Annotated in this window: 14 protein-coding genes, 1 pseudogene and 1 riboswitch; of the genes and pseudogenes, 8 read left to right on the top strand and 7 right to left on the bottom strand. The window is 73.9% G+C overall.

Features of this window, described 5'->3' with window-relative positions:
• Positions 1–142 precede the first annotated feature (142 nt).
• The gene (locus tag ACZ60X_RS29255; RefSeq protein ID WP_469604669.1) at positions 143–1432 is read left to right on the top strand and encodes an ATP-binding protein; all 1290 of its coding nucleotides are present in this window, start codon (positions 143–145) and stop codon (positions 1430–1432) included.
• Positions 1429–2139, top strand: a complete 711-nt coding sequence (locus tag ACZ60X_RS29250; RefSeq protein ID WP_469604666.1) for a LuxR C-terminal-related transcriptional regulator — start codon at positions 1429–1431, stop codon at positions 2137–2139. The genes ACZ60X_RS29255 and ACZ60X_RS29250 overlap by 4 nt, the downstream gene beginning before the upstream one ends.
• 17 nt (positions 2140–2156) lie before the next feature.
• Here the strand turns inward: ACZ60X_RS29250 and ACZ60X_RS29245 are convergent, their stop codons facing one another.
• Positions 2157–3233: a C40 family peptidase gene (locus ACZ60X_RS29245; protein WP_469604663.1), complete on the bottom strand. Its 1077-nt coding sequence runs from the start codon at positions 3231–3233 to the stop codon at positions 2157–2159.
• Between the two features lie 466 nt (positions 3234–3699).
• On the opposite strand from ACZ60X_RS29245, the gene ACZ60X_RS29240 reads away from it, so the two are divergent.
• Complete coding sequence (locus tag ACZ60X_RS29240) at positions 3700–4053, top strand: hypothetical protein (protein ID WP_469604660.1); 354 nt, start codon at positions 3700–3702, stop codon at positions 4051–4053.
• Here the strand turns inward: ACZ60X_RS29240 and ACZ60X_RS29235 are convergent.
• Together ACZ60X_RS29235 and ACZ60X_RS29230 are read right to left on the bottom strand one after the other, a co-directional pair.
• Positions 4031–5025 (bottom strand): annotated as a pseudogene (locus ACZ60X_RS29235) (tellurite resistance/C4-dicarboxylate transporter family protein). The gene ACZ60X_RS29240 and the pseudogene ACZ60X_RS29235 overlap by 23 nt on opposite strands.
• Positions 5026–5180: 155 nt before the next feature.
• Positions 5181–6359: a C40 family peptidase gene (locus ACZ60X_RS29230; protein ID WP_469604658.1), complete on the bottom strand. Its 1179-nt coding sequence runs from the start codon at positions 6357–6359 to the stop codon at positions 5181–5183.
• Positions 6360–6388: 29 nt separating this feature from the next.
• Positions 6389–6493: riboswitch (cyclic di-AMP (ydaO/yuaA leader) on the bottom strand.
• A 266-nt stretch (positions 6494–6759) separates the two neighbouring features.
• Here ACZ60X_RS29230 and pcrA point away from each other — a divergent pair.
• The gene (gene pcrA / locus ACZ60X_RS29225; protein ID WP_469604656.1) at positions 6760–9252 is read left to right on the top strand and encodes a DNA helicase PcrA; all 2493 of its coding nucleotides are present in this window, start codon (positions 6760–6762) and stop codon (positions 9250–9252) included.
• 60 nt (positions 9253–9312) lie between these two features.
• Here pcrA and ACZ60X_RS29220 read toward each other — a convergent pair whose 3' ends face one another.
• Both ACZ60X_RS29220 and ACZ60X_RS29215 read right to left on the bottom strand, forming a co-directional pair.
• Entirely contained in the window at positions 9313–10839 is a 1527-nt protein-coding gene (locus tag ACZ60X_RS29220) for a M23 family metallopeptidase (protein ID WP_469604653.1), read from the bottom strand.
• A 213-nt stretch (positions 10840–11052) separates the two neighbouring features.
• Positions 11053–11904, bottom strand: a complete 852-nt coding sequence (locus ACZ60X_RS29215) for an esterase/lipase family protein (RefSeq protein ID WP_469604651.1) — start codon at positions 11902–11904, stop codon at positions 11053–11055.
• A gap of 226 nt (positions 11905–12130) precedes the next feature.
• Here ACZ60X_RS29215 and ACZ60X_RS29210 point away from each other — a divergent pair, with 226 nt between their 5' ends.
• Positions 12131–12553, top strand: coding sequence for a cobalamin B12-binding domain-containing protein (locus tag ACZ60X_RS29210; RefSeq protein WP_469604649.1), 423 nt, complete (start codon positions 12131–12133; stop codon positions 12551–12553).
• Here ACZ60X_RS29210 and ACZ60X_RS29205 read toward each other — a convergent pair.
• Complete coding sequence (locus tag ACZ60X_RS29205; protein ID WP_469604646.1) at positions 12529–14247, bottom strand: DUF5691 domain-containing protein; 1719 nt, start codon at positions 14245–14247, stop codon at positions 12529–12531. The two genes, ACZ60X_RS29210 and ACZ60X_RS29205, sit on opposite strands and share 25 nt — an antisense overlap.
• A gap of 50 nt (positions 14248–14297) precedes the next feature.
• The gene (locus tag ACZ60X_RS29200; RefSeq protein ID WP_469604643.1) at positions 14298–15641 is read right to left on the bottom strand and encodes an SWIM zinc finger family protein; all 1344 of its coding nucleotides are present in this window, start codon (positions 15639–15641) and stop codon (positions 14298–14300) included.
• Positions 15642–15773: 132 nt separating this feature from the next.
• Here ACZ60X_RS29200 and ACZ60X_RS29195 point away from each other — a divergent pair, with 132 nt between their 5' ends.
• Genes ACZ60X_RS29195 through ACZ60X_RS29185 form a run of 3 tightly spaced genes read left to right on the top strand, consistent with a single transcriptional unit; the run spans position 15774 to position 20574 of the window.
• A complete protein-coding gene (locus tag ACZ60X_RS29195; RefSeq protein ID WP_469604640.1) occupies positions 15774–16937 on the top strand; it encodes an ATP-binding protein in 1164 nt (387 codons plus the stop codon).
• Entirely contained in the window at positions 16934–19375 is a 2442-nt protein-coding gene (locus ACZ60X_RS29190) for a DUF5682 family protein (protein ID WP_469604636.1), read from the top strand. Before ACZ60X_RS29195 ends, ACZ60X_RS29190 begins: the two co-directional genes overlap by 4 nt.
• Entirely contained in the window at positions 19372–20574 is a 1203-nt protein-coding gene (locus ACZ60X_RS29185; protein WP_469604633.1) for a VWA domain-containing protein, read from the top strand. Before ACZ60X_RS29190 ends, ACZ60X_RS29185 begins: the two co-directional genes overlap by 4 nt.
• The last annotated feature ends 41 nt before the right edge of the window (positions 20575–20615 follow it).

Here is a 20615-nt window from a genome sequence, read left to right as displayed (position 1 = left end):
CCTGAGACGGGGCGGGGAAGCGTTCGAGCAGCACGGGAGCGCCACCGCCCGGTGCCCCCGGACCCCGTCCCGCCGAAGATCAGGGGCGTCTCGGGGGCAGACCCTGATGCCCGGCCCCGCCGGCCATGTGACCATCATTGGCATGCCGGAAGCCGCAAGCCTGCCAGTCGACGACCCGCGGCCGCCGCGCAAGCTCTACCGCAGCAGCGACGGACGCTGGCTCGGCGGAGTGGCGCGGGGCCTCGCCGGGCATCTCGGGCTGCCCGTCATCTGGGTGCGGCTCGTCTTCGTCGGCCTGTTCATGGCCGACGGGCTCGGGGCGTTGCTGTACGCGGCGTTCTGGTTCTTCGTACCCCTCGGCCTCGGCGGCGTCGGCGAGAAGCCACCGTCCCTGGTCGGTACGGAGACGGCGCCCGACGGCCGCCGCAGACTCGTGGCCCGCAAGCCGGACCGCGGCCAGATCGTCGCGCTGCTCCTCATGGTCGTCGTGTCCATGGTGTTCGTGGGCAGCGTCAACCTCGGCAGCGCCGCCAAGGCGTACCTGGTGCCGGCCGTGCTCGTCGCCGCCGGTGTCGCCCTGGTGTGGCGACAGGCGGACAACGCGCGCCGGGCCCGCTGGGTCGAGGTCGGCCGCCGGCGCCGTACGCTCACGCTGCTGCGCGCGGCCGGCGGTGTCCTGCTCGTCACCGCGGGTGTCTCGGCCATCTTCGTGCTGCAGGGATCGGCCGCCCACCTCGGCGCCGTCCTCCAGGCGGCGCTCGCCGTCCTCGTGGGCATCACCCTGCTCGCCGGCCCCTACCTGGTGCGCATGACCCAGGACCTGTCCGAGGAGCGCCTGATGCGCATCCGCGCCCAGGAGCGCGCCGAGGTCGCGGCGCATGTCCACGACTCCGTGCTGCACACCCTGACCCTGATCCAGCGCAACGCCGACAACGTGAACGAGGTGCGCCGCCTGGCCCGCGCCCAGGAGCGCGACCTGCGCACCTGGCTGTACAAACCGGAGGGCACCGGCAAGGACGAGGCCGACGAGCCGGACACGGTGGCGGAGGCGGTGCGGCGCAACGCGGCCGAGGTGGAGGACAAGCACGGCGTGCCCATCGAGGTCGTCATCGTCGGCGACTGCCCGCTGGACGAGAGGACCGGTGCGCAGATGCAGGCCGCGCGCGAGGCGATGGTGAACGCCGCCAAGTACGGTGGCGAGGGCGGTGCCGTGCAGGTCTACGCCGAAGTCGAGGGGAGGACGGTCTTCGTGTCCGTGCGCGACCGCGGCCCGGGCTTCGACCCCGACGCGATACCCGCCGACCGGATGGGCGTCAGAGAATCGATCATCGGCCGCATGGAGCGCCACGGCGGCACGGCCCGGCTGCGGGTGGTGCCGGGCGGCGGCACGGAGGTCGAGCTGGAGATGGAGAGGGCGGAGAAGACGTCATGAGCGACGCGACCGAGGCGAAGGGCACGACGGGGACCGGCGCGGCCGGACGGCACGTACGGGTCGTGCTCGTGGACGACCACCGGATGTTCCGCACCGGCGTCCAGGCCGAGATCGGCCAGACCGCCGAGACGGGGGTCGAGGTGGTCGGCGAGGCCGCGGACGTCGACCAGGCGGTCACGGTGATCACCGCGACCCGGCCCGAGGTGGTGCTCCTGGACGTCCATCTCCCGGGCGGCGGCGGCGTCGAAGTGCTGCGCCGGTGCGCGGCGTTGATGGCGGACGCCGAGCAGCCCGTCCGCTTTCTCGCGCTGTCCGTGTCGGACGCGGCGGAGGACGTGATCGGCGTCATCCGCGGCGGCGCCCGCGGCTATGTCACCAAGACCATCACCGGCACCGACCTGGTCGACTCGATCTTCCGGGTGCAAGAGGGCGACGCGGTCTTCTCGCCGCGGCTCGCCGGGTTCGTCCTGGACGCCTTCGCCTCCACCGACGCCCCGCCCGTGGACGAGGACCTGGACCGCCTCACCCAGCGCGAGCGCGAGGTGCTGCGGCTGATCGCGCGTGGCTACGCCTACAAGGAGATCGCCAAGCAGCTGTTCATCTCGGTGAAGACGGTCGAGTCCCATGTCTCGGCGGTCCTGCGCAAGCTCCAGTTGTCCAACCGCCACGAGCTGACCCGCTGGGCGACGGCCCGCCGCCTGGTCTGATCCTTACGGGGCCGCCCTCAGGCCACCCGGGTCGCCCCGGCGAACGGCATGAGGTCGACGGGGGCCAGCCGGACCGGTGCCGAGGGGTTCGGGGCGTGGATCATCTGCCCGTCCCCGACGTAGATGCCGACGTGGCTGATCCCGGAGTAGAAGAAGACCAGGTCCCCGGGCCGCAGTTCGGAGCGGGAGACGCGTCGGCCCGCGTTGATCTGGGCGTAGGTGGTGCGGGGCAGGGCGATCCCGGCGGAGCGGTAGGCGGCCTGGGCCAGGCCTGAGCAGTCGAAGGCGTTCGGGCCGGTCGCGCCCCACACGTAAGGGCTGCCGAGCTTGGCGTAGGCGTAGGCGACGGCCGCCGCTGCACGCGGGTCGGGGGCCGCCACGGACCCGGCCTGCGCCAGGGCGTCCCGGACGTCCGAGGCCGACCGGGAGGCGTGGCCCTGGGTGCCGTTGGCCCCGGTGACCTCGGACCGCTGCCGCGGGGTGAGCCGCGCCAGCAGCCGCCGAGCCTCGGCCAGCTTGCCGGTGACGGTCTCCTTCTGCCGCCGCAGCTCCGCCTGCCGGGAGCGCAGCGAGGCCAGCTGGACGCGTGCGGCGCCGCGCAACCGCTCGATCTCCCGCAGCTGTTCGCGCACCCGGGACACGGCGGCCGCCTGCCGGTCGCCGGCCCGCTCGGCGAGCGCGGCGTCGGCCAGGTACCGGTCGGGGTCGCGGGAGAGGGCCAGCTGCCAAGTGGGGGAGAAGCCGCCGACGCGGTACTGCGCGGTGGCGAACGAACCCAGCGCGTCCCGGGCCGAGTCGAGCTTGTCCTGCTTGCGCGCGGTCTCGTCGCGCAGCGCGTTGAGCCTGCTCCGGGCCGTGCCCACCTGCTCCTTGACGCCGTCGTACTTCTGCGTCGCGGCCTCGGCCTGCTGGTACAACGCGTCCACCTCCGCCTTCATCTGAGCCGGTGTCAGCTGCGGCTCGGCGTCCGCCGTACCCTCCAGCCCCGCCGCGGTGGCCGCGCCCGCCAGCGCGAGCGTGGCGGCCGTCCAGGCCGTAGGGCCACCGATCCTGCGTTGCCGGGGCTTGCGGTGCGCTGCCACCTGGAGCGTCACGTCCTTCCGTACGACTGGACACGGGTCCGGGTGTCCGGCGGCCGTCCGCACAGGGGAGCGGGTGGCCGCCGGACCTTTCTCGGCGCTGGTGCCCGGCCGCCGCCCCTGGCCCGGGCGGCGACGGGGAGCCGGTCGCCTGGGCAGGACGCTAGGCCGCTGTGTGACGAGCAGGTAACGCACTGTACGGAAGTGGCGTCGATCGACCGTGGTGTGTCCGCATGTGATCGAGCGTCCTGTCCTGAGGCGCCCTCTTCACGCAGCGTGGTGACCGATGCGCGGAAAGGGGGGACAGGCGGGCGGAGGCAGGTGCTATAGGCCGCATTTATGCACGATCCATCGCGTGTACCGAAGCGGTCCGCCGAACCGTCGTCCAAGCCGTCCATCAAGGCGTCCGCGGAGCCGCCCGCGACGGATGTGGCCGGGCCCGGTGACAGGGGCCCCGAATGCCCTGGTTAGGCTCCGGCCCATGGACGTACTCATCCATCTCTTCGTCGGCCTGCACATCATCGGCATCGCCGCGCTGCTCGGCGGTTTCCTCACCCAGATGAAGGCGATGGGCCAGGGCACGGCCCGCTTCGTCCCCGGGATGCTGCACGGCGCGCTCACCATGCTCGTCACCGGAGTCGCACTCGTCGGCCTCAACCAGGCCGGCGACCACCACGTCAACACCATCAAGATCGGGCTGAAGCTCGCCCTGCTGATCGTGATCCTCGGCCTGGTCTACGTGAAGCGTGACGAGGAGAAGGTCGAGAAGGGCGCCTTCGGGGTGGTCGGCCTGCTGACCATGTCGAACATCTTCATCGCCGTTCTGTGGACCTGACGGTCACCCCGGCCGTCCCCGTCGCCGTACGGGCCGCGCGCACCGCGCCGGCTGCGACGGCGAGCCACACCGCCACCGCCACCCACAGCAGCACCCTCCCGGCCAACGGAGCGACGGAACGCCGACGGCGGCCGCGACCGACAGCGTCGCCACCGCGGTCATCCCCAAGGGGAACACCGTCGACCACCGCCGCACGTCGTAGCCGGTGCGGGGCCGCGCCGCCTCGGCCGCCAGCAGCACGACGTACCAGGCCAGGTCCAGGACGAGCAGCACGACCGTCGCCGTGCGCAGTACGCCTCGGTCGTCCCCGTTCCACAGGTACACGCCCCCGTCGCCGGCCACGAGCAGCCTCGCCCCGGCCAGCGCCGGGATCGCCAGCGCACCGCCCGGGATCCAGTGGTCGCCGGCCCCCACCAGCACCTGGCGCATGTCGAAGCGCGTGAGCGCCAGGGCGTAGAGCAGCAGCCCCAGCCAGCACAGCACCAGCGCGGTGTGCGCGAGCCACGCCGCCCGCTCCGCCGCCGCCGGCGTGGCCGCCAGCACGGCCGGTCCCTCGGTCGCCACGCAGCACAGGAAGACCGCCCCCGGCATGCGCGGCGTCCAGCGGCTCACGACGAGCGGGAGCAGCACCAGCCAGAGCAGCGCGGCGAGTGCCAGCAGCGCCCCGGCCAGGGTGTGCCGGCCCAGTGGCACGAGCCGGCTGCGCAGCACGGTCGTCCCCGCGACGGCGCTGAGCGCCACCGGCTTCCTGGCCTCGGCCAGCCACCGCCCCCGGTCGCGGACCAGCCGCAGGACGAAGTCGGCGGCCGGCGCCGCCCAGGCGACACCGGCGAGGACCAGCGTCACCCGGGACACCGTCTCGGCGCCGGCCAGTGACAGCCCCGTCGACACGATGCCCGTCGCCATCACGGCGGACCCGGCCGCGGGCGGCCGTTCCGCCCACCATGCGCGCAGAGCCGAGATGCCGGACACGCGCCGATGCTAGGCAGCCGCGCGCGTCCCCCGGCGAAGGCCACGCGCGCGTGGGCGGGAAAACACCGGTACGCGCGCGTGGCACGGCTGTGAAGGCAAAGGCAACGGTGGGTGTGTGCGCGTGCGCCGGCGCTGCCGGTGCATGGCGTAAGGGCTCAGCCCGGGCGGACCACGCTGTGGATGATCGATTCGCCGCCGTAGTACACCGACTCCTCGCGGACGTACGCGCCCGGTTCGGGGGCGTGGATCATCATGCCGTCGCCGATGTGGACGCCGACGTGGCTGATGTCGTCGTAGAAGAAGATCAGATCGCCGGGGCGCGCGTTCGCCAGGGAGACCGTGGTGCCGGCGTCGACCTGGTCGTACGTGGTGCGCGGCAGCGTGACGCCGGCCGCCTTCCAGGCGGCCTGGGTCAGGCCCGAGCAGTCGTAGGAGCCCGGCCCGGTGGCGCCCCACACGTACGGCTTGCCGATCTGGGCGCGGGCGAAGGCGATGGCCTTCTCGGCCTTCGCGTCGTAGGCGCCGGAGGAGCCGGCGGACCCGGAGGACCCCGACGAGGCGGAGCCGGTCGAGCCCGTGCCGGAGGATCCGCCCGCGTCGGCCGGGCCGTTCCGCTGCCGGGCCGCGGCCTGCTGCTGCGCCGGCTCCGCCACCCTGCGTGCCGCCTCCTGCTGCCTGGCCTGCTCGATCTTCGCCAGCCGTGCTTCCTCCTCGGCCGTGAGCTGGGACAGCAGCTCGCGCGCGGAGGCGAGTTTTCTCTGGACCGTGGCCTTGGCGGTCTGCAGGTCGTGCTGCGACTCGGTCAGCGTCCGCAGGCTCTCGGCCGCCTCCCGCCGCTTCTTCATGGTGGCGGCATGCTCGCCGGTGTAGGCGTCGACCGCGCTCTTCTCGCGCGAGGTCAGCCGGTTCATCAGCTGGGTCCGGTCGAAGTAGCCCTGCGGGCCGTCCGCCAGCAGGAAGGTGGCGGTGCCGGGCGCGGCGGCGCCGGTACGGTACTGGGCGGTGGCGAAGGAACCCAGCTCCTCGCGGGCCCTGTCGAGGCGGTCGGTGCGGCGGGCGACCTCCTGCCGGAGGGCGTCGACGCGCCCGCGCTGCCTGCCGGTGCGCTCCTTGGCCGCGTCGTACTTCTCGGTCGCCGACTCCGCCTGCCGGTACAGGTCGTCGACCTTCTTCTCCACCTCCTCCGGACTCGGCCGGGCGTGGTCGGTGCCCGGGACGGCCTCGGCGGTCTGGGACAGCACGGCCATGGAGGTGAGGGCGGCGGTGGCGATGGCGGGGGTGCGCAGACCCGCCGGGCCGGCCCCGCCGGGGCGGGGCTTGCGGTGCGACGCCAAGACAGGCGACTCCTTCCCATGCGCCGCCTACCGGGTTGGCTGTCGGGTTCGGGCGGCGGTTCGGAAGGGTTGCCCTACGGCGTCGTCCCGGACGGGAGTCGGCCGATTCACCCCGAGATCGGTGGGTCCCCGGCTCCGGGCGCCCTGCGGGGCGGGCCGGACTCGGCGGGGGCCGCGCACGCGGCCCGACGGCAAACTAGCCAACTCGTGTGACTGGTGTGAAGGTTGGCGCGTGATATGTCCGATACATTTTCGTGACCCGAGGTCCGGATCACGCGGCTGTCATCGGGCGATTCCGCAGTGTGAGGGGAGTTCGTCCCAGGTTCTGCCCTCCGCCCGCGGGGCCGTCTTCCCGGGACGGCGACCGGTTGTCAGTGCGGCGCCCTAGACTCGGAGAGCGATGAGCAGCCTCTTTGACGACAGCTTCCTGGCGGACCTCCAGCCCCCTCGCGGGCACGAGGAGGAGCCTCCGCCACCGCCCGAGGACGATCACGCTCCGGAGCCGGTTCCGGACGATCTGTTCGGCGGGAAGTTCGACGTGCCGCCGGACCGGGACACCCACTACCGCGACGGCGCCCCGCGTCCCCCGATCGACACGGCGGCGCTGCTGCAGGGGCTGAACGACAACCAGCGCGCCGCGGTCGTGCACGCCGGCTCCCCGCTGCTCATCGTCGCCGGCGCCGGCTCCGGCAAGACCCGGGTGCTCACCCACCGCATCGCCCACCTGCTCGCCGAGCGCGGCGTCCACCCGGGCCAGATCCTCGCGATCACCTTCACCAACAAGGCCGCGGGCGAGATGAAGGAGCGCGTCGAGCAGCTCGTCGGCCCGCGCGCGAACGCGATGTGGGTGATGACCTTCCACAGCGCGTGCGTGCGCATCCTGCGCCGGGAGTCGAAGAAGCTCGGATTCACCTCGTCGTTCTCGATCTACGACGCGGCCGACAGCAAGCGCCTGATGGCCCTGGTCTGCCGCGACCTGGACCTCGACCCCAAGCGCTTCCCGCCCAAGTCCTTCAGCGCCAAGATCAGCAACCTGAAGAACGAGCTGATCGACGAGGAGGACTTCGCCGCCCAGGCCGCCGACGGCTTCGAGAAGACCCTCGCGCAGGCGTACGCGCTCTACCAGTCGCGGCTGCGCGAGGCCAACGCGCTCGACTTCGACGACCTGATCATGACGACGGTCAACCTGCTGCGCGCCTTCCCGGACGTCGCCGAGCACTACCGCCGCCGCTTCCGGCACGTCCTGGTCGACGAGTACCAGGACACCAACCACGCCCAGTACGCGCTCGTGCGCGAACTCGTCGGGACCGCCGAGCGCTCCGCGCAGGACGCCGACACCCCGCCGAGCGCGTACGACATCCCGCCCGCCGAACTGTGCGTCGTCGGTGACGCGGACCAGTCGATCTACGCCTTCCGGGGCGCGACGATCCGCAACATCCTCCAGTTCGAGGAGGACTACCCGAACGCGACCACGATCCTGCTGGAGCAGAACTACCGCTCCACGCAGACGATCCTGAGCGCGGCCAACGCGGTCATCGAGCGCAACGAGTCCCGCCGCCCGAAGAACCTGTGGACCAACGCCGGCCAGGGCGCCCGGATCACCGGTTACGTCGCCGACACCGAGCACGACGAGGCGCAGTTCGTCGCCGACGAGATAGACCGCCTGGTCGACGCGGGCGACGCCAAGGCGGGCGACGTCGCCGTCTTCTACCGCACCAACGCGCAGTCCCGTGTCTTCGAAGAGGTCTTCATCCGCGTCGGCCTGCCCTACAAGGTCGTCGGCGGAGTCCGCTTCTACGAGCGCAAGGAGGTCCGGGACGTCCTCGCCTACCTGCGCGTCCTCGCCAACCCCGAGGACTCGGTGCCGCTGCGCCGCATCCTCAACGTGCCCAAGCGGGGCATCGGCGAGCGCGCCGAGGCGATGATCGACGCCCTCTCCCAGCGCGAGAAGATCAGCTTCCCGCAGGCGCTCAAGCGCGTGGACGAGGCGTACGGCATGGCCGCGCGCTCCACGAACGCGGTCAAGCGGTTCAACACGCTGATGGAGGACCTGCGCACGATCGTCGAGTCCGGCGCCGGCCCGGCCACGGTGCTGGAGGCGGTGCTGGAACGCACCGGCTACCTGGCCGAGTTGCAGGCCTCCACCGACCCGCAGGACGAGACCCGTATCGAGAACCTTCAGGAACTCGCGGCCGTGGCCCTGGAGTTCGAGCAGGAGCGCGCCGAGGGCGAGCAGGGCACGCTCGCGGACTTCCTGGAGCAGGTGGCCCTCGTCGCCGACTCCGACCAGATCCCCGACGAGGACGACGAGGGCTCCGGCGTCATCACGCTGATGACCCTGCACACCGCCAAGGGTCTGGAGTTCCCGGTCGTCTTCCTGACCGGCATGGAGGACGGCGTCTTCCCCCACATGCGCGCCCTCGGCCAGACCAAGGAGCTGGAGGAGGAGCGGCGCCTTGCCTACGTCGGCATCACGCGCGCGCGTGAGCGGCTGTATCTCACGCGCTCGGCGCTGCGCAGCGCCTGGGGCCAGCCGTCGTACAACCCGCCCTCCCGCTTCCTGGAGGAGATCCCGGCCGCCCACGTGGAGTGGAAGCGGACGGGCGCGGCCGCGCCGCTCTCCTCCGGCCCGGCCTCCGGGATCGCCGCCTCGCTGTCCTCCTCCCGCTCGCGCTCCTCGGCGGCGGGCGCGTCCGGGTTCGCCACGCGGCGCGCCCAGGACAAGCCGGTCGTGTCGCTGGCGGTCGGCGACCGCGTCACCCACGACCAGTTCGGGCTCGGCACGGTCGTCGCGGTCGCGGGCGCGGACGACAAGGCGCAGGCGACGATCGACTTCGGCGACGGCAAGCCGAAGCGCCTGCTGCTGCGGTACGCGCCGGTCGAGAAGCTGTAGCCGGGGACGAGGTGGGCCCCGCCGATCAGGTTGGGCCCACCCCGTCACGTCCCGCGGGACTCAGGTCGGATCCAGCCCGTGGCTGCGCAGCCACGGCAGCGGGTCCACGGCCGCCCCGCCCGCCGGATGCACCTCGAAGTGCAGGTGCGGGCCGGTGGAGTTGCCGGAGTTGCCGGAGTAGGCGATCGGCTGGCCCGCCTTGACGGTCGTACCGGAGGGGACGCGGTAGCTGGACAGATGGCAGTACCAGGTCTGCGTGCCGTCCTTCGCCGTCAGTATCAGCATGTTGCCGTAGGCGCTGTTCCACTTGGTGGTGACGGTGCCGTCGGTCGCGGCCATCACCGTGGTGCCGTAGGAGACCGGGAAGTCGATGCCCGTGTGCACCGACATCCAGTTCACGCCCGCCTGGCCGAAGTAGGCGCTGAGCCCCAACTGCGTGACCGGCAGGACGAACTTGGGGCGCAGCCGCTCCTTGAGCGCGGCCTCCGCCAGAGCCTTCTTGCGCTCCTGCTCCTGCTGGTTCTTGAGGTCGATCCGCTCCTGCGTACGGCTCGCCCGGTCGGCGAAGTCGTGGGCGCCGGCGGAGAGCGTGTTGAGCTGGGTGTCCAGCTTGCTGTTGGCGACCGCCGGCTTGACCGCGTGCGCGTCCGGCGCGGAGGCGGTGGTCTCCTTGCCGCCGTCACTCAGCGCGCCCACCGAGGCGACGGCGATCCCGGCGACCCCCATCACACAGGCCGAGGGCACGGCGACGGTCAGCAGCGCGGAGCGCTTGGCGGGCGTACGGCGCCGGGACCGCGCGGCGCCGCGCCCGCCCGAGCGTGTCGCCGGTGCCGGGACGACCTCTTCCTGGTCCTCCAACAGGGCGCCCGCCGCAGCCGGTTCCCCGGCAGCGGCGCCGGCGTGCTCCGCCGCACCGAAGGAGGCGGCGTCCTCGTACGGGCCGGGGTCCCCGTAGGGCGGGGCCTCCTCGTACCCGACGTGCGAAAAGGCCGCCGCCGCGTCGGTGACCTGCTCGAACGTGGCGGTGGCCTGCTGGTCGAACGGCACGGTCCCGTCGAACCGTTCGCCGGACTGCTCGTGCTCGGACTGCCCGGCGACGTTCCACTGAGTGGCGTCGTAGGCTCCCGTCCCGAAGCTCTGGGTGCCCCACTCCCACTGCTGGGTCATGCCGTCGGGCTGCTCGGGTTGCAGCCAGGCGCTCGCGTCCCACTGGCCGCTGACGTCGTTGCCCGTGGCCTGCGCCGGAATCGTCCAGGCGGTGGCGTCGTGGACACCGGAGTCGTAGGCGGCGTGGTGCTGGGCCGCGTATCCGTCGTAGTGCGGTGTGGGGCCGGTCTGCCACTGCGCCGTGTCGTAGGCACCGGTGCCGTGTCCGGCGGCCGGGCTGCCGTAGAGCGGGTCGGCGGGGAAGGCGCCGGTGTGGCCGTGACCGGGCGTGAAACCGGTGGCGTCGTAGCCGCCGTACGTGGTGAAGTCACCGTGGGGGGCTTCATGGGTGCCGTACGGCGCGTGGTCGTAGCGCGCGGAGGAGGCGTCGGAAGCCGGGGCCGGGGTGGTCATGGTCCCCGACGGGTGACGGTCGTTCACCAACTTCTCTTTCGCCTCGACAACAGGGGCTGCCAGAGCAGTGCGGCGACTGTACCCGCCGGTACCTGGGCGCGACAATCTTCGGCCGGTTTCGCGCTCGCCGGAACCGGGCATTCGGCGGTCTTTCGGGGGACGCCCGACACGAGTTTGGCCGAGAGTTCGACGAGCGTTCGAGGTGAGGCGACCTTCGGTCACCCGAACATCACCTCAAGGTCACGCCACCGTCAGACCGCCGGAGAGCGCCTCTTCGGGGTGCGCCGTGTCGAGGGCCTCGCGTATCCCGGCCGCGACCGCCGGGTGCACGGGCAGGGCGAGATGCCCGATACCGGTCACCCGCACGTTCCGCACGGCGAGGTCGGGGTGGGCCAGGCAGGCCGACTCCACCGGATCCATCACGGTGTCCAGGTCGCTCCAGAAGCTGACGAACCGCGTACGGCAGCCGGGTGCGGGCCGGGCCAGTTCCTCGAGCACCCCTGAGCCGGGCCGCATCTGGCGCACGATCGGATGGGCGTCGGCGAACCGCACCACCCGGGTGCCCGCGTGCGGCGTGCCCAGCGTGACGAGCGTGCGCACCCGCAGGTCGCCGCCGAGACACTGGACGTAGTAGCGGGCGATCAGCCCGCCGAGGCTGTGGCCCACGATGTCGACCCGCCGGCTGCCGGTGCGCTCGCATATCTCCTCGACGTGCCGGCCGAGCAGCTCCGCCGCGGTGCGGATGTCACAGGTCAGCGGGGAGTAGTTCAGCGATTCGACGCGCCGGCGGCCGTGCTGGGCGAGATTGCGGCGCAGCAGCACGAACACCGAGCGGTTGTCGATGAAGCCGTGCAGGAGCACGACCGGCGGGCCGGGGTGCACGGGCAGCGCGGCGGTCCCGTCCGGAGCGGGCAGGGCCGGGATGCGGCGCTCCTCGGCCAGGCCGGTCGGATACAGCAGGAGGTGGCCGGCCAGGATCGCGGCCTCCAGGGCGGTCGCCTTCAGCAGCGCCATGGACAGTCCGGCGAGTCTTCCCGGCCACAGGCGGCGGCAGATCGGGAGGAAGAGTGGCAGTACTCCGGTGACCTTCATGGGCCGACCTCCTGTCGGCACGCCGGAGGACGGCTCCCTCCCCCGTGTGCCCTCATGTCCCACCGTGTGATTTCCCCCTCGCTGCGCACCGTAAAACTGCCGGTTGCGGGATGCTGGAGATAACGTTCGTTCACTTCGCGACGGGTGGCGGGACGCGCCAAAAGTGCGGTACTTGTCGTAAGGGGCCGGAAGCGAACGCTTCCGGGGTCGTTTGATGGAGGCAGTGATGGGTGTGGCAGCCGGTCCGATCCGCGTGGTGGTCGCCAAGCCGGGGCTCGACGGCCACGATCGCGGGGCCAAGGTCATCGCGCGTGCCCTGCGCGACGCCGGTATGGAGGTCATCTACACCGGCCTTCACCAGACGCCCGAGCAGATCGTCGACACCGCCGTCCAGGAGGACGCCGACGCGATCGGCCTGTCCATCCTCTCGGGCGCCCACAACACGCTGTTCGCCGCGGTGATCGACCTGCTCAAGGAGCGCGAGGCCGAGGACATCCTGGTCTTCGGCGGCGGGATCATCCCGGAGGAGGACATCCCGCCGCTGAAGGAGAAGGGCGTCGCGGAGATCTTCACGCCCGGCGCGACGACCGCGTCGATCGTGCAGTGGGTGCGCGAGAACGTCCGTCAGTCGGCCGCGTCCGGCGGCTGAGCCGGCGGGCCGGCCGGGCGGGGCCCACGGGCGGTGCCGGGCGGCGTCAACTCGTCCGCCATCGCCGCCCGCAGCCGCAGCGTCGTGACCAGCCGCTGAAAGGCCTCCGCCCAGTAGCCCCCGGCCCCCGGCGCCGCGTCCTCCCGTTCGTCGGGCATCGCCAGCAGCCCCTCCAGCCGGGCCGCCTCCGCGGGATCCAGGCAGCGCTCGGCCAACCCCATGACGCCGCTGAAGCTCCAGGGGTAACTGCCCGCGTCGCGCGCGATGTTCAGCGCGTCCACCACCGCCCGGCCGAGCGGCGGCGCCCAGGGCACCGCGCACCCGCCGAGCAGCTGGAACGCCTCCGACAGGCCGTGCGTCGCGATGAACCCGGCCACCCACGCGGCCCGTTCCGCCGGCTCCAGGGCCGCCAGCAGCTTCGCCCGCTCGGCCAGGGACACCGCCCCCGGCCCGCCCGCTTCCGGTGCCGACGGCGCGCCCAGCAGGGCTCTGGACCAGTCGGCGTCCCGCTGCCGCACCGCGGCCCGGCACCAGGCCGCGTGCAGTTCGCCCTGCCAGCCGTCCGCCACCGGCAGCGCCACGATCTCCCGCGCCGTGCGGCCGCCGAGCCGCTCCGGCCAGATGCCGAGCGGGGCGGCCTCGACCAACTGCCCCAGACACCATGAGCGTTCCCCTCTGCCAGTGGGAGGTACGGCCACCACACCGTCGCGCTCCATGCTCGAATCACACTCGAGCGGCGGCTCGACCACGATCGCCGGCGCGGTCCCCGTACGGTCGAGGGCGACACAGGCCGCGGCCCGTACGGCCATGCGCGCGGCGAGCGCCGAGTCGGGCAGCGCCGACAGCAGTTCCGCCGCCGTCGCCCGCACGTTGCGGCTGCGGTCGCCGAGCGCCTGCTCCAGGAACGGCTCGTCCCCGGCGGCGAGACCCGCGCGCAACGCGTCGAGGAACATCAGCCGGTCCTCCGCCCGCTCCTTCGGCCAGGTCGACGCCAGCAGCTCGCGTGCGGCCACGGGCGCACGCGCGCGCAGCTCGCCCAGCAGTGCCACGCGCTCCGCGAACAGGCCCTCCCGCCACAGCCGCCGCACCGCCTCGGCGTCGTCGGGGCCGGGCAGCGCGGCGCCGCCGCCGGGGGCCGCGCGCAGGGCGAAGCGCCAGTCCGGGTTCAGCCGGGCCAGCCACAGTGCGCGCGGGCCGGCGAACGCCAGCGCCGCCGGCCGCAGGTCGGTGCGGCCGCGGGCCGCGTCGAGCAGGGCGGGCAGCGCCTGCGGCGGCGCCGCGTACCCGTGCTCGACGGCCGCCGAGAGCCACTGCGGGAGCAGCTCCATGAGGTCGGGCGCGCTGCCCCGGCGGCCGCCGCCCGCCGTGCCGGAGCGGTCGGCCAGCAGAGTCGCGAGGCGACGGGCCGCGGCGGCGGGCAGCGCCGGACGCGGGTCCCTGGGCGCCGGCTCCGGCCGCCGGGCCGCCCGAGCGGGCCGCAGCCCGGCCCGCCGCCGTACGGTCGCCACGGCGGCCGCGTCCAGCAGCGCCAGCGGAGTCTCCCGGCCGGGCACGGCGGGCCAGGGGCGCCGGTCGGTGCCGAGCAGGGCGGTGGTGACCAGGTCGTCCCAGGAGCCCGCGGCGTCCAGGGAGTTCAGGGCGTCGGTGGGGGCCGTGCCGACCGGGGCGGTGGAGGTGGCCGAGATCCCGTTCATGCCGTTCCCTTCCTGATGATCCGGGGCGTTCCCGGTCGTCTCGGCGCCGGTCAGCACAGCGGCACCGCCTCGTCCGTCCCCGCCCAGGCCGTGAGCGGGGTGAAGCCGCGGTGGCCGCACTCGCCGAACACCGTCACCGGGGCGCCGCCGGACAGGGCGACCAGCCGCCACAGACCGGGGCGGGAGCGGGCGGCCCGGGTCAGCGGCAGGGCGGTGTCCGGGCCGGCGTCGGCCAGCTGCCACGTCTCGCCGTCCGGGACCGGTATCACCTCCTCCAGGGTCACCGGCACCGACTCCAGCCAGGGGTCCTCGCGCAGCGCCTGGCCGTACCGGGCCACCGCCTCGGCCGTCGACACACCCGGCGGGCGGAACCCGGCCGGTGCCGGCGGGGCGTACCGCTCGCCCAGACCGGCCCGGACCCGCCCGGCGCCCGGATGGCCGGACAGTTCCGCGTCCACGGCCAGGCCGACCGGCAGGGACAGCTCCGGGGCCCGGCCCGCCGCGCCGTAGGACAGCAGCAGCCGGGTGTCGCCCGAGACGGCGCCGTGCAACCAGATCCGGCGCGTCGTCAGTTTCGCGTCCGCCGTGTCGTACTGGGCGAGGACCAGCCAGTGGTCGCGCACCGGCGGGCCGTCCGCCGGGGCGGGCAGGCCGAGCCGGGAGCGGACGGTCGCCGCGAGGGCGCCGGGCAGCGTGTCACGGCGCAGCCAGCCCTGGTCGAGCAGGTGCAGCAGCGCGCACTCCTCCAGCAGCCGGGCCGGCCAGCCCGCCCCGGACGCCGGTACGGCCCCCAACTCCCGCACTCGCGCGGCGAGTCCGGGGGCCTGCGCGTCGATCATGCGGGCCGCGGTCTCGTCCCACGCCCCGTACCCCGCCTGCTCAGCCGAGGCCAGGCCGGCGCGCAGCAGGTCGGCGAGGCGCTGCTCCAGCTCCGTCGCGCCCGCGGTGACCCGCTCGGCGCGGCGCTCGGCCCGCCGCCGCGCCGCCTCCGGATCGGCGGGACCGGCCGCTGAACCCCCCTCCACCCGCGCCGCGCCGCCCTCGGCGCGTTCGCGCCGGCCCGCGAGCCACCTCCCGGCCCACTCCGGCGGTTCGGCGGACACCGGCACAGCGCCGTCGCCGTCCGCCCACAGCAGAAGCAGCCCGAGCGCGTGCTTGCACGGGAACTTACGGCTCGGACAACTGCACGTGCACGCCGGTCCGGTCAGGTCGACCGCCGTCTGGTACGGCCTGCTGCCACTGCCCTTGCACAGCCCCCACACCGTCCCCTCTCCGCTCCCCGTCCCGGACCACGGACCTGCCGTGCCGAGCTTGCTCCCCGCTTTGCGTGACGCGGCGTCAGGCGCCAGTGCCAGCACCTGCTCCGCGGTCCAGCGCACCCCCTGCTCAGTCATGCCTCCGACGGTAGGTCCCGCCACTGACAATCGGCCCGGCGCGGGCTTCTGCCCAGGTCAGAGCGATTGTCAGTGGCGTGGTGCACGGTTGGTGGCAGATCCGAACCGGCCGAGCTGGAGGGGGCCTCAGCCATGACTGTGTCCGTGGAAGCGACGTCCGTGGAAACGCCGTCCGTCGACGCGGCGTCCGTCGAAGCGAACGGGAGCCACCGGGAGCCGCAGGCGCTGCGGCCGCACGCCGAGCACGCCTTCGCCGCCGAACTCGCCGCGCTCGCCCGGCAGGACGACCGCCCGCGCCCGGCCCACTGGAAGCTGTCGCCGTGGGCGGTGGCGACGTACCTGCTCGGCGGCACCCTGCCGGACGGCACGGTGGTCACGCCCAAGTACGTGGGCCCGCGCCGCATCGTCGAGGTCGCCGTCACCACGCTCGCCACCGACCGCGCCCTGCTCCTGCTCGGCGTCCCGGGCACCGCCAAGACCTGGGTGTCCGAGCACCTCGCGGCCGCGGTCAGCGGCGATTCCACGCTGCTGGTCCAGGGCACGGCCGGCACGCCGGAGGAGGCGATCCGGTACGGCTGGAACTACGCGCGCCTGCTCGCGCACGGCCCGAGCCGCGACGCCCTCGTGCCCAGCCCCGTCATGCGGGCCATGGCCGAGGGCATGACGGCACGGGTGGAGGAGCTGACCCGCATCCCGGCCGACGTGCAGGACACGCTGATCACGATCCTGTCCGAGAAGACGCTGCCGATCCCGGAGCTGGGCGAGGAGGTCCAGGCGGTGCGCGGCTTCAACCTCATCGCCACCGCCAACGACCGCGACAGAGGCGTCAACGACCTCTCCAGCGCGCTGCGCCGCCGCTTCAACACCGTGGTGCTGCCGCTGCCGGAGAGCGCCGACGCCGAGGTCGACATCGTCACACGGCGCGTCGAGCAGATCGGCCGCTCCCTCGACCTGCCGGCCGCGCCCGACGGCATCGAGGAGATCCGCCGGGTCGTGACGGTCTTCCGCGAGCTGCGCGACGGTGTCACCGCCGACGGCCGCACGAAGCTGAAGTCGCCCAGCGGCACGCTGTCCACGGCCGAGGCGATCTCCGTCGTGACAGGCGGCCTCGCCCTGTCCGCGCACTTCGGCGACGGCGTGCTGCGCCCGGCCGACGTGGCCGCCGGCATCCTCGGCGCGGTCGTCCGCGATCCCGCGGCCGACCGGGTCGTCTGGCAGGAGTACCTGGAGACGGTCGTCCGCGAGCGCGAGGGCTGGACGGACTTCTACCGCGCGTGCCGGGAGGTGAGCGCATGACCGACGACACCCGCCGGCCCCGGGCCCAGGATCCCGGGCCGCTCCTGCTCGGCGTGCGGCACCACGGGCCCGGATCCGCGCGCGCGGTGCGGACCGCGCTGAACGCCGCCCGCCCCCGTACCGTTCTCATCGAGGGCCCGCCCGAGGCCGACGTGCTGATCCCGCTGGCCGCCGACCCCGCACTGCGGCCCCCCGTCGCCCTCCTCGCCCACGCCGTGGACGAGCCCGGCCGCTCGGCGTTCTGGCCGTTCGCCGAGTTCAGCCCCGAGTGGGTGGCGATCCGATGGGCGCTGGAGCGGGGCGTCCCGGCCCGCTTCATCGACCTGCCGGCCACGCACACGCTCGCCTGGGAGGAGGGCGACAGCCGCGGCGAGCGGCAGGAAGAGGGGGAGGCCCCTGCCGGGGGCAGCTCGCGGGAGCAGGTCCGGGTCGATCCGCTCGCCGTGCTCGCCGAGACCGCCGGGTACGACGATCCGGAGCGCTGGTGGGAGGACGTCGTCGAGCACCGGGGCCCGGGTGAGCGGGATCCCTTCGCGCCGTTCGCCGCGCTGGAGGAGGCCATGAGCGCGCTGCGCGAGCGGTACGGCGCGGGCGGGCACGCGCGCGACCCCGTGCGCGAGGCGTACATGCGGATCCAACTGCGCGCGGCAGGCAAGGAGTTCGGGGACGAGGTCGCGGTGGTCTGCGGGGCCTGGCACGTGCCGGCGCTGCGCGCGAGGACCACGGTCACCGCCGACCGCGCCCTGCTGAAGGGGCTGCCCAGGATCAAGGCCGACGTGACCTGGGTGCCGTGGACGCACCGCAGGCTCGCCCGGTCCGGCGGATACGGCGCGGGCATCGACTCGCCGGGGTGGTACGGCCATCTCTTCCACGCCCCCGACCGGCCGGTCGAGCGCTGGCTGACCAAGGTGGCGGGGCTGCTGCGCGAGGAGGACCGGATCGTCTCCTCCGCCCATGTCATCGAGGCCGTCCGGCTCGCCGAGACCCTGGCCGCGCTGCGCGGCCGTCCGCTGCCCGGGCTGAGCGAGACCACCGACGCCGTGCGCGCGGTGATGGGCGACGGCTCCGACGTCCCGCTGGCGCTGGTGCACGACCGGCTGGTGGTCGGGGACGCGCTGGGGGAGGTGCCGGAATCGGCCCCGGCGGTGCCGCTCCAGCGCGACCTGGCCCGGCAGCAGCGCTCCCTGCGGCTCAAACCGGAGGCGCTGGAGCGGGAGTTGGAGCTGGACCTGCGCGGGGAGACCGACGCGGGCCGCAGCAGGCTGCTGCACCGGCTGCGGCTGCTCGGCGTCGGCTGGGGCGAGCCGGCCCGATCGCGGGGGAGCACGGGTACGTTCCGGGAGACCTGGCGGCTGCGCTGGGAGCCGGAGCTGTCGGTCAGGGTCGCCGAGGCGGGCGTGTGGGGGACGACCGTACAGGGCGCGGCGCGGGCCAGGGCGGAGGCGGACGCGGCGGCCGCGAGCGGCCTCGCCGACGTCACCGGGCTCGCCGAGCGGTGTCTGCTCGCCGGGCTGCCCGAGGCCCTGCCGGTGGTGATGCGCGTGCTCGCCGACCGGGCCGCGCTCGCCACGGACGTCGGCCACCTCGCCCATGCCCTGCCCGCCCTGGTCCGCTCCCTGCGCTACGGCGATGTGCGCGGCACCGACACCGGCGCGCTGGCCGGGGTGGCGGCGGGCCTCGCCGAGCGGATCTTCGTCGGCCTGCCCCCGGCCTGCGCCGCCCTCGACACGGACGCGGCGGAGGAGATGCGCGGCCATGTGGACGCCGTGCACGCGGCGGTGGGACTGCTGGCGGAGACACCGGCCGGCGCGCGGTCCGGCACCGGGGGCGCGGACAGCGGGCGCGGCGGTGCCGGGAGGGGCGATCTGCGGGACCGCTGGCGGGCCGTGCTGCGGACGCTGGCGCTGCGCGACACCGTGGCCGGTGCGCTGCGGGGGCGGGCGGTGCGGCTGCTGCTGGACGACGGCGCGCTGGGGCCCGAGGAGGCGGCGCGGCTGATGGGGCTCGCCCTGTCGCCGGGGGCGCCGCCCGCCGACGCGGCTGCCTGGATCGAGGGCTTCGTCGGCGGCGGGGGCGGGCTGCTGCTGGTGCACGACGAGCGGCTGCTCGGCCTGGTCGACAACTGGCTGACGGGGGTGCCCGCGGAGGCGTTCACGGACGTACTGCCGCTGCTGCGGCGCACGTTCGCGGCGTACGAGCCGGGAGTGCGCAGAACCCTCGGCGAACTGCTCCGGCGCGGCCCCGGGGACCGGAGCACCGGCCGGGCGGCACAGTCGGCGACGGTACCGGGCTTCGCCGCCGAGCCGGACACCGAGCGCGCCGACGCCGTACTGCCGGTGCTGCGGCTGCTGCTCGGCCTGGACGGGGGGCCACCGGCGCGTGAAGAAGGGAAGCCGCCGGCGAACGAACACGACAGCCTCGCGGGGGTGGGTACATGACAACATGGACGACGCCGACGACCGCCGACACCGACAACGGCACCGGCACCGGCGATCCGGCGGGTGAGCGCTTGCGGCGGTGGCGGCTGGTGCTCGGCGGGGACCAGGCCGACGGCACCGGGTGCGCGCTGTCCGGGCGGGACGCGGCGATGGACGGCACGCTCGCCGCGCTGTACGGCAAGGGGGACAGACCGCAGCCGGGGCGGGACCGTTCGGCGGGGCTCGGGGCCTCGGCGCCGTCCGTGGCCCGCTGGCTCGGCGACATCCGCCGGTACTTCCCGTCCTCCGTCGTCCAGGTCATGCAGCGCGACGCCATCGACAGGCTCGGGCTGTCCGCCCTGCTCCTGGAGCCGGAGATGCTGGAGGCGGTGGAGGCCGACGTGCACCTGGTCGGCACGCTGCTCTCGCTCAACAAGGCGATGCCGGAGACAACGAAGGAGACGGCGCGCGCGGTCGTCCGCAAGGTGGTCGAGGACCTGGAGAAGCGGCTCGCGGCCCGCACGCGGGCCACGCTCACCGGCGCCCTCGACCGCAGCGCCCGGGTCAGCCGCCCGCGCCACCACGACATCGACTGGAACCGCACCGTCGCGGCCAATCTCAAGCACTACCTGCCCGAGTACCGCACGGTCGTGCCGGAACGGCTGGTCGGATACGGCAGGGCCGCGCGGTCGGTGAAGAAGGAGGTCGTGCTCTGCATCGACCAGTCCGGTTCGATGGCGGCGTCCGTGGTCTACGCGTCCGTCTTCGGGGCGGTGCTCGCCTCCATGCGGTCGATCAGCACCCGGCTGGTCGTCTTCGACACGGCGGTCGTCGACCTCACCGACCAGCTGGACGATCCGGTCGACGTCCTCTTCGGCACCCAGCTCGGCGGTGGTACGGACATCAACCGGGCGCTCGCCTACTGCCAGGCGCAGATCACCCGGCCGGCCGAGACGGTGGTCGTGCTGATCAGCGACCTGTACGAGGGCGGCATCCGCGACGAGATGCTCAAGCGGGTGGCGGCGATGAAGGCGTCCGGGGTGCAGTTCGTGGCGCTGCTCGCGCTGTCGGACGAGGGAGCGCCCGCGTACGACCGGGAGCACGCGGCGGCGCTCGCCGCGCTCGGCGCACCGGCCTTCGCCTGCACCCCCGGCCTCTTCCCCGAGGTGATGGCGGCCGCCCTGGAGAAGCGGCCACTGCCGATACCGGACACGACGTGACAGCAGGAGGGAAAGGGGATATGACTACCCATCGGTAACAC

The organism is Streptomyces sp. NPDC104106, from assembly GCF_055584345.1.
The sequence above is the reverse complement of the archived record's forward strand: the minus strand, read 5'-3'. Positions and strand labels throughout refer to the sequence as shown.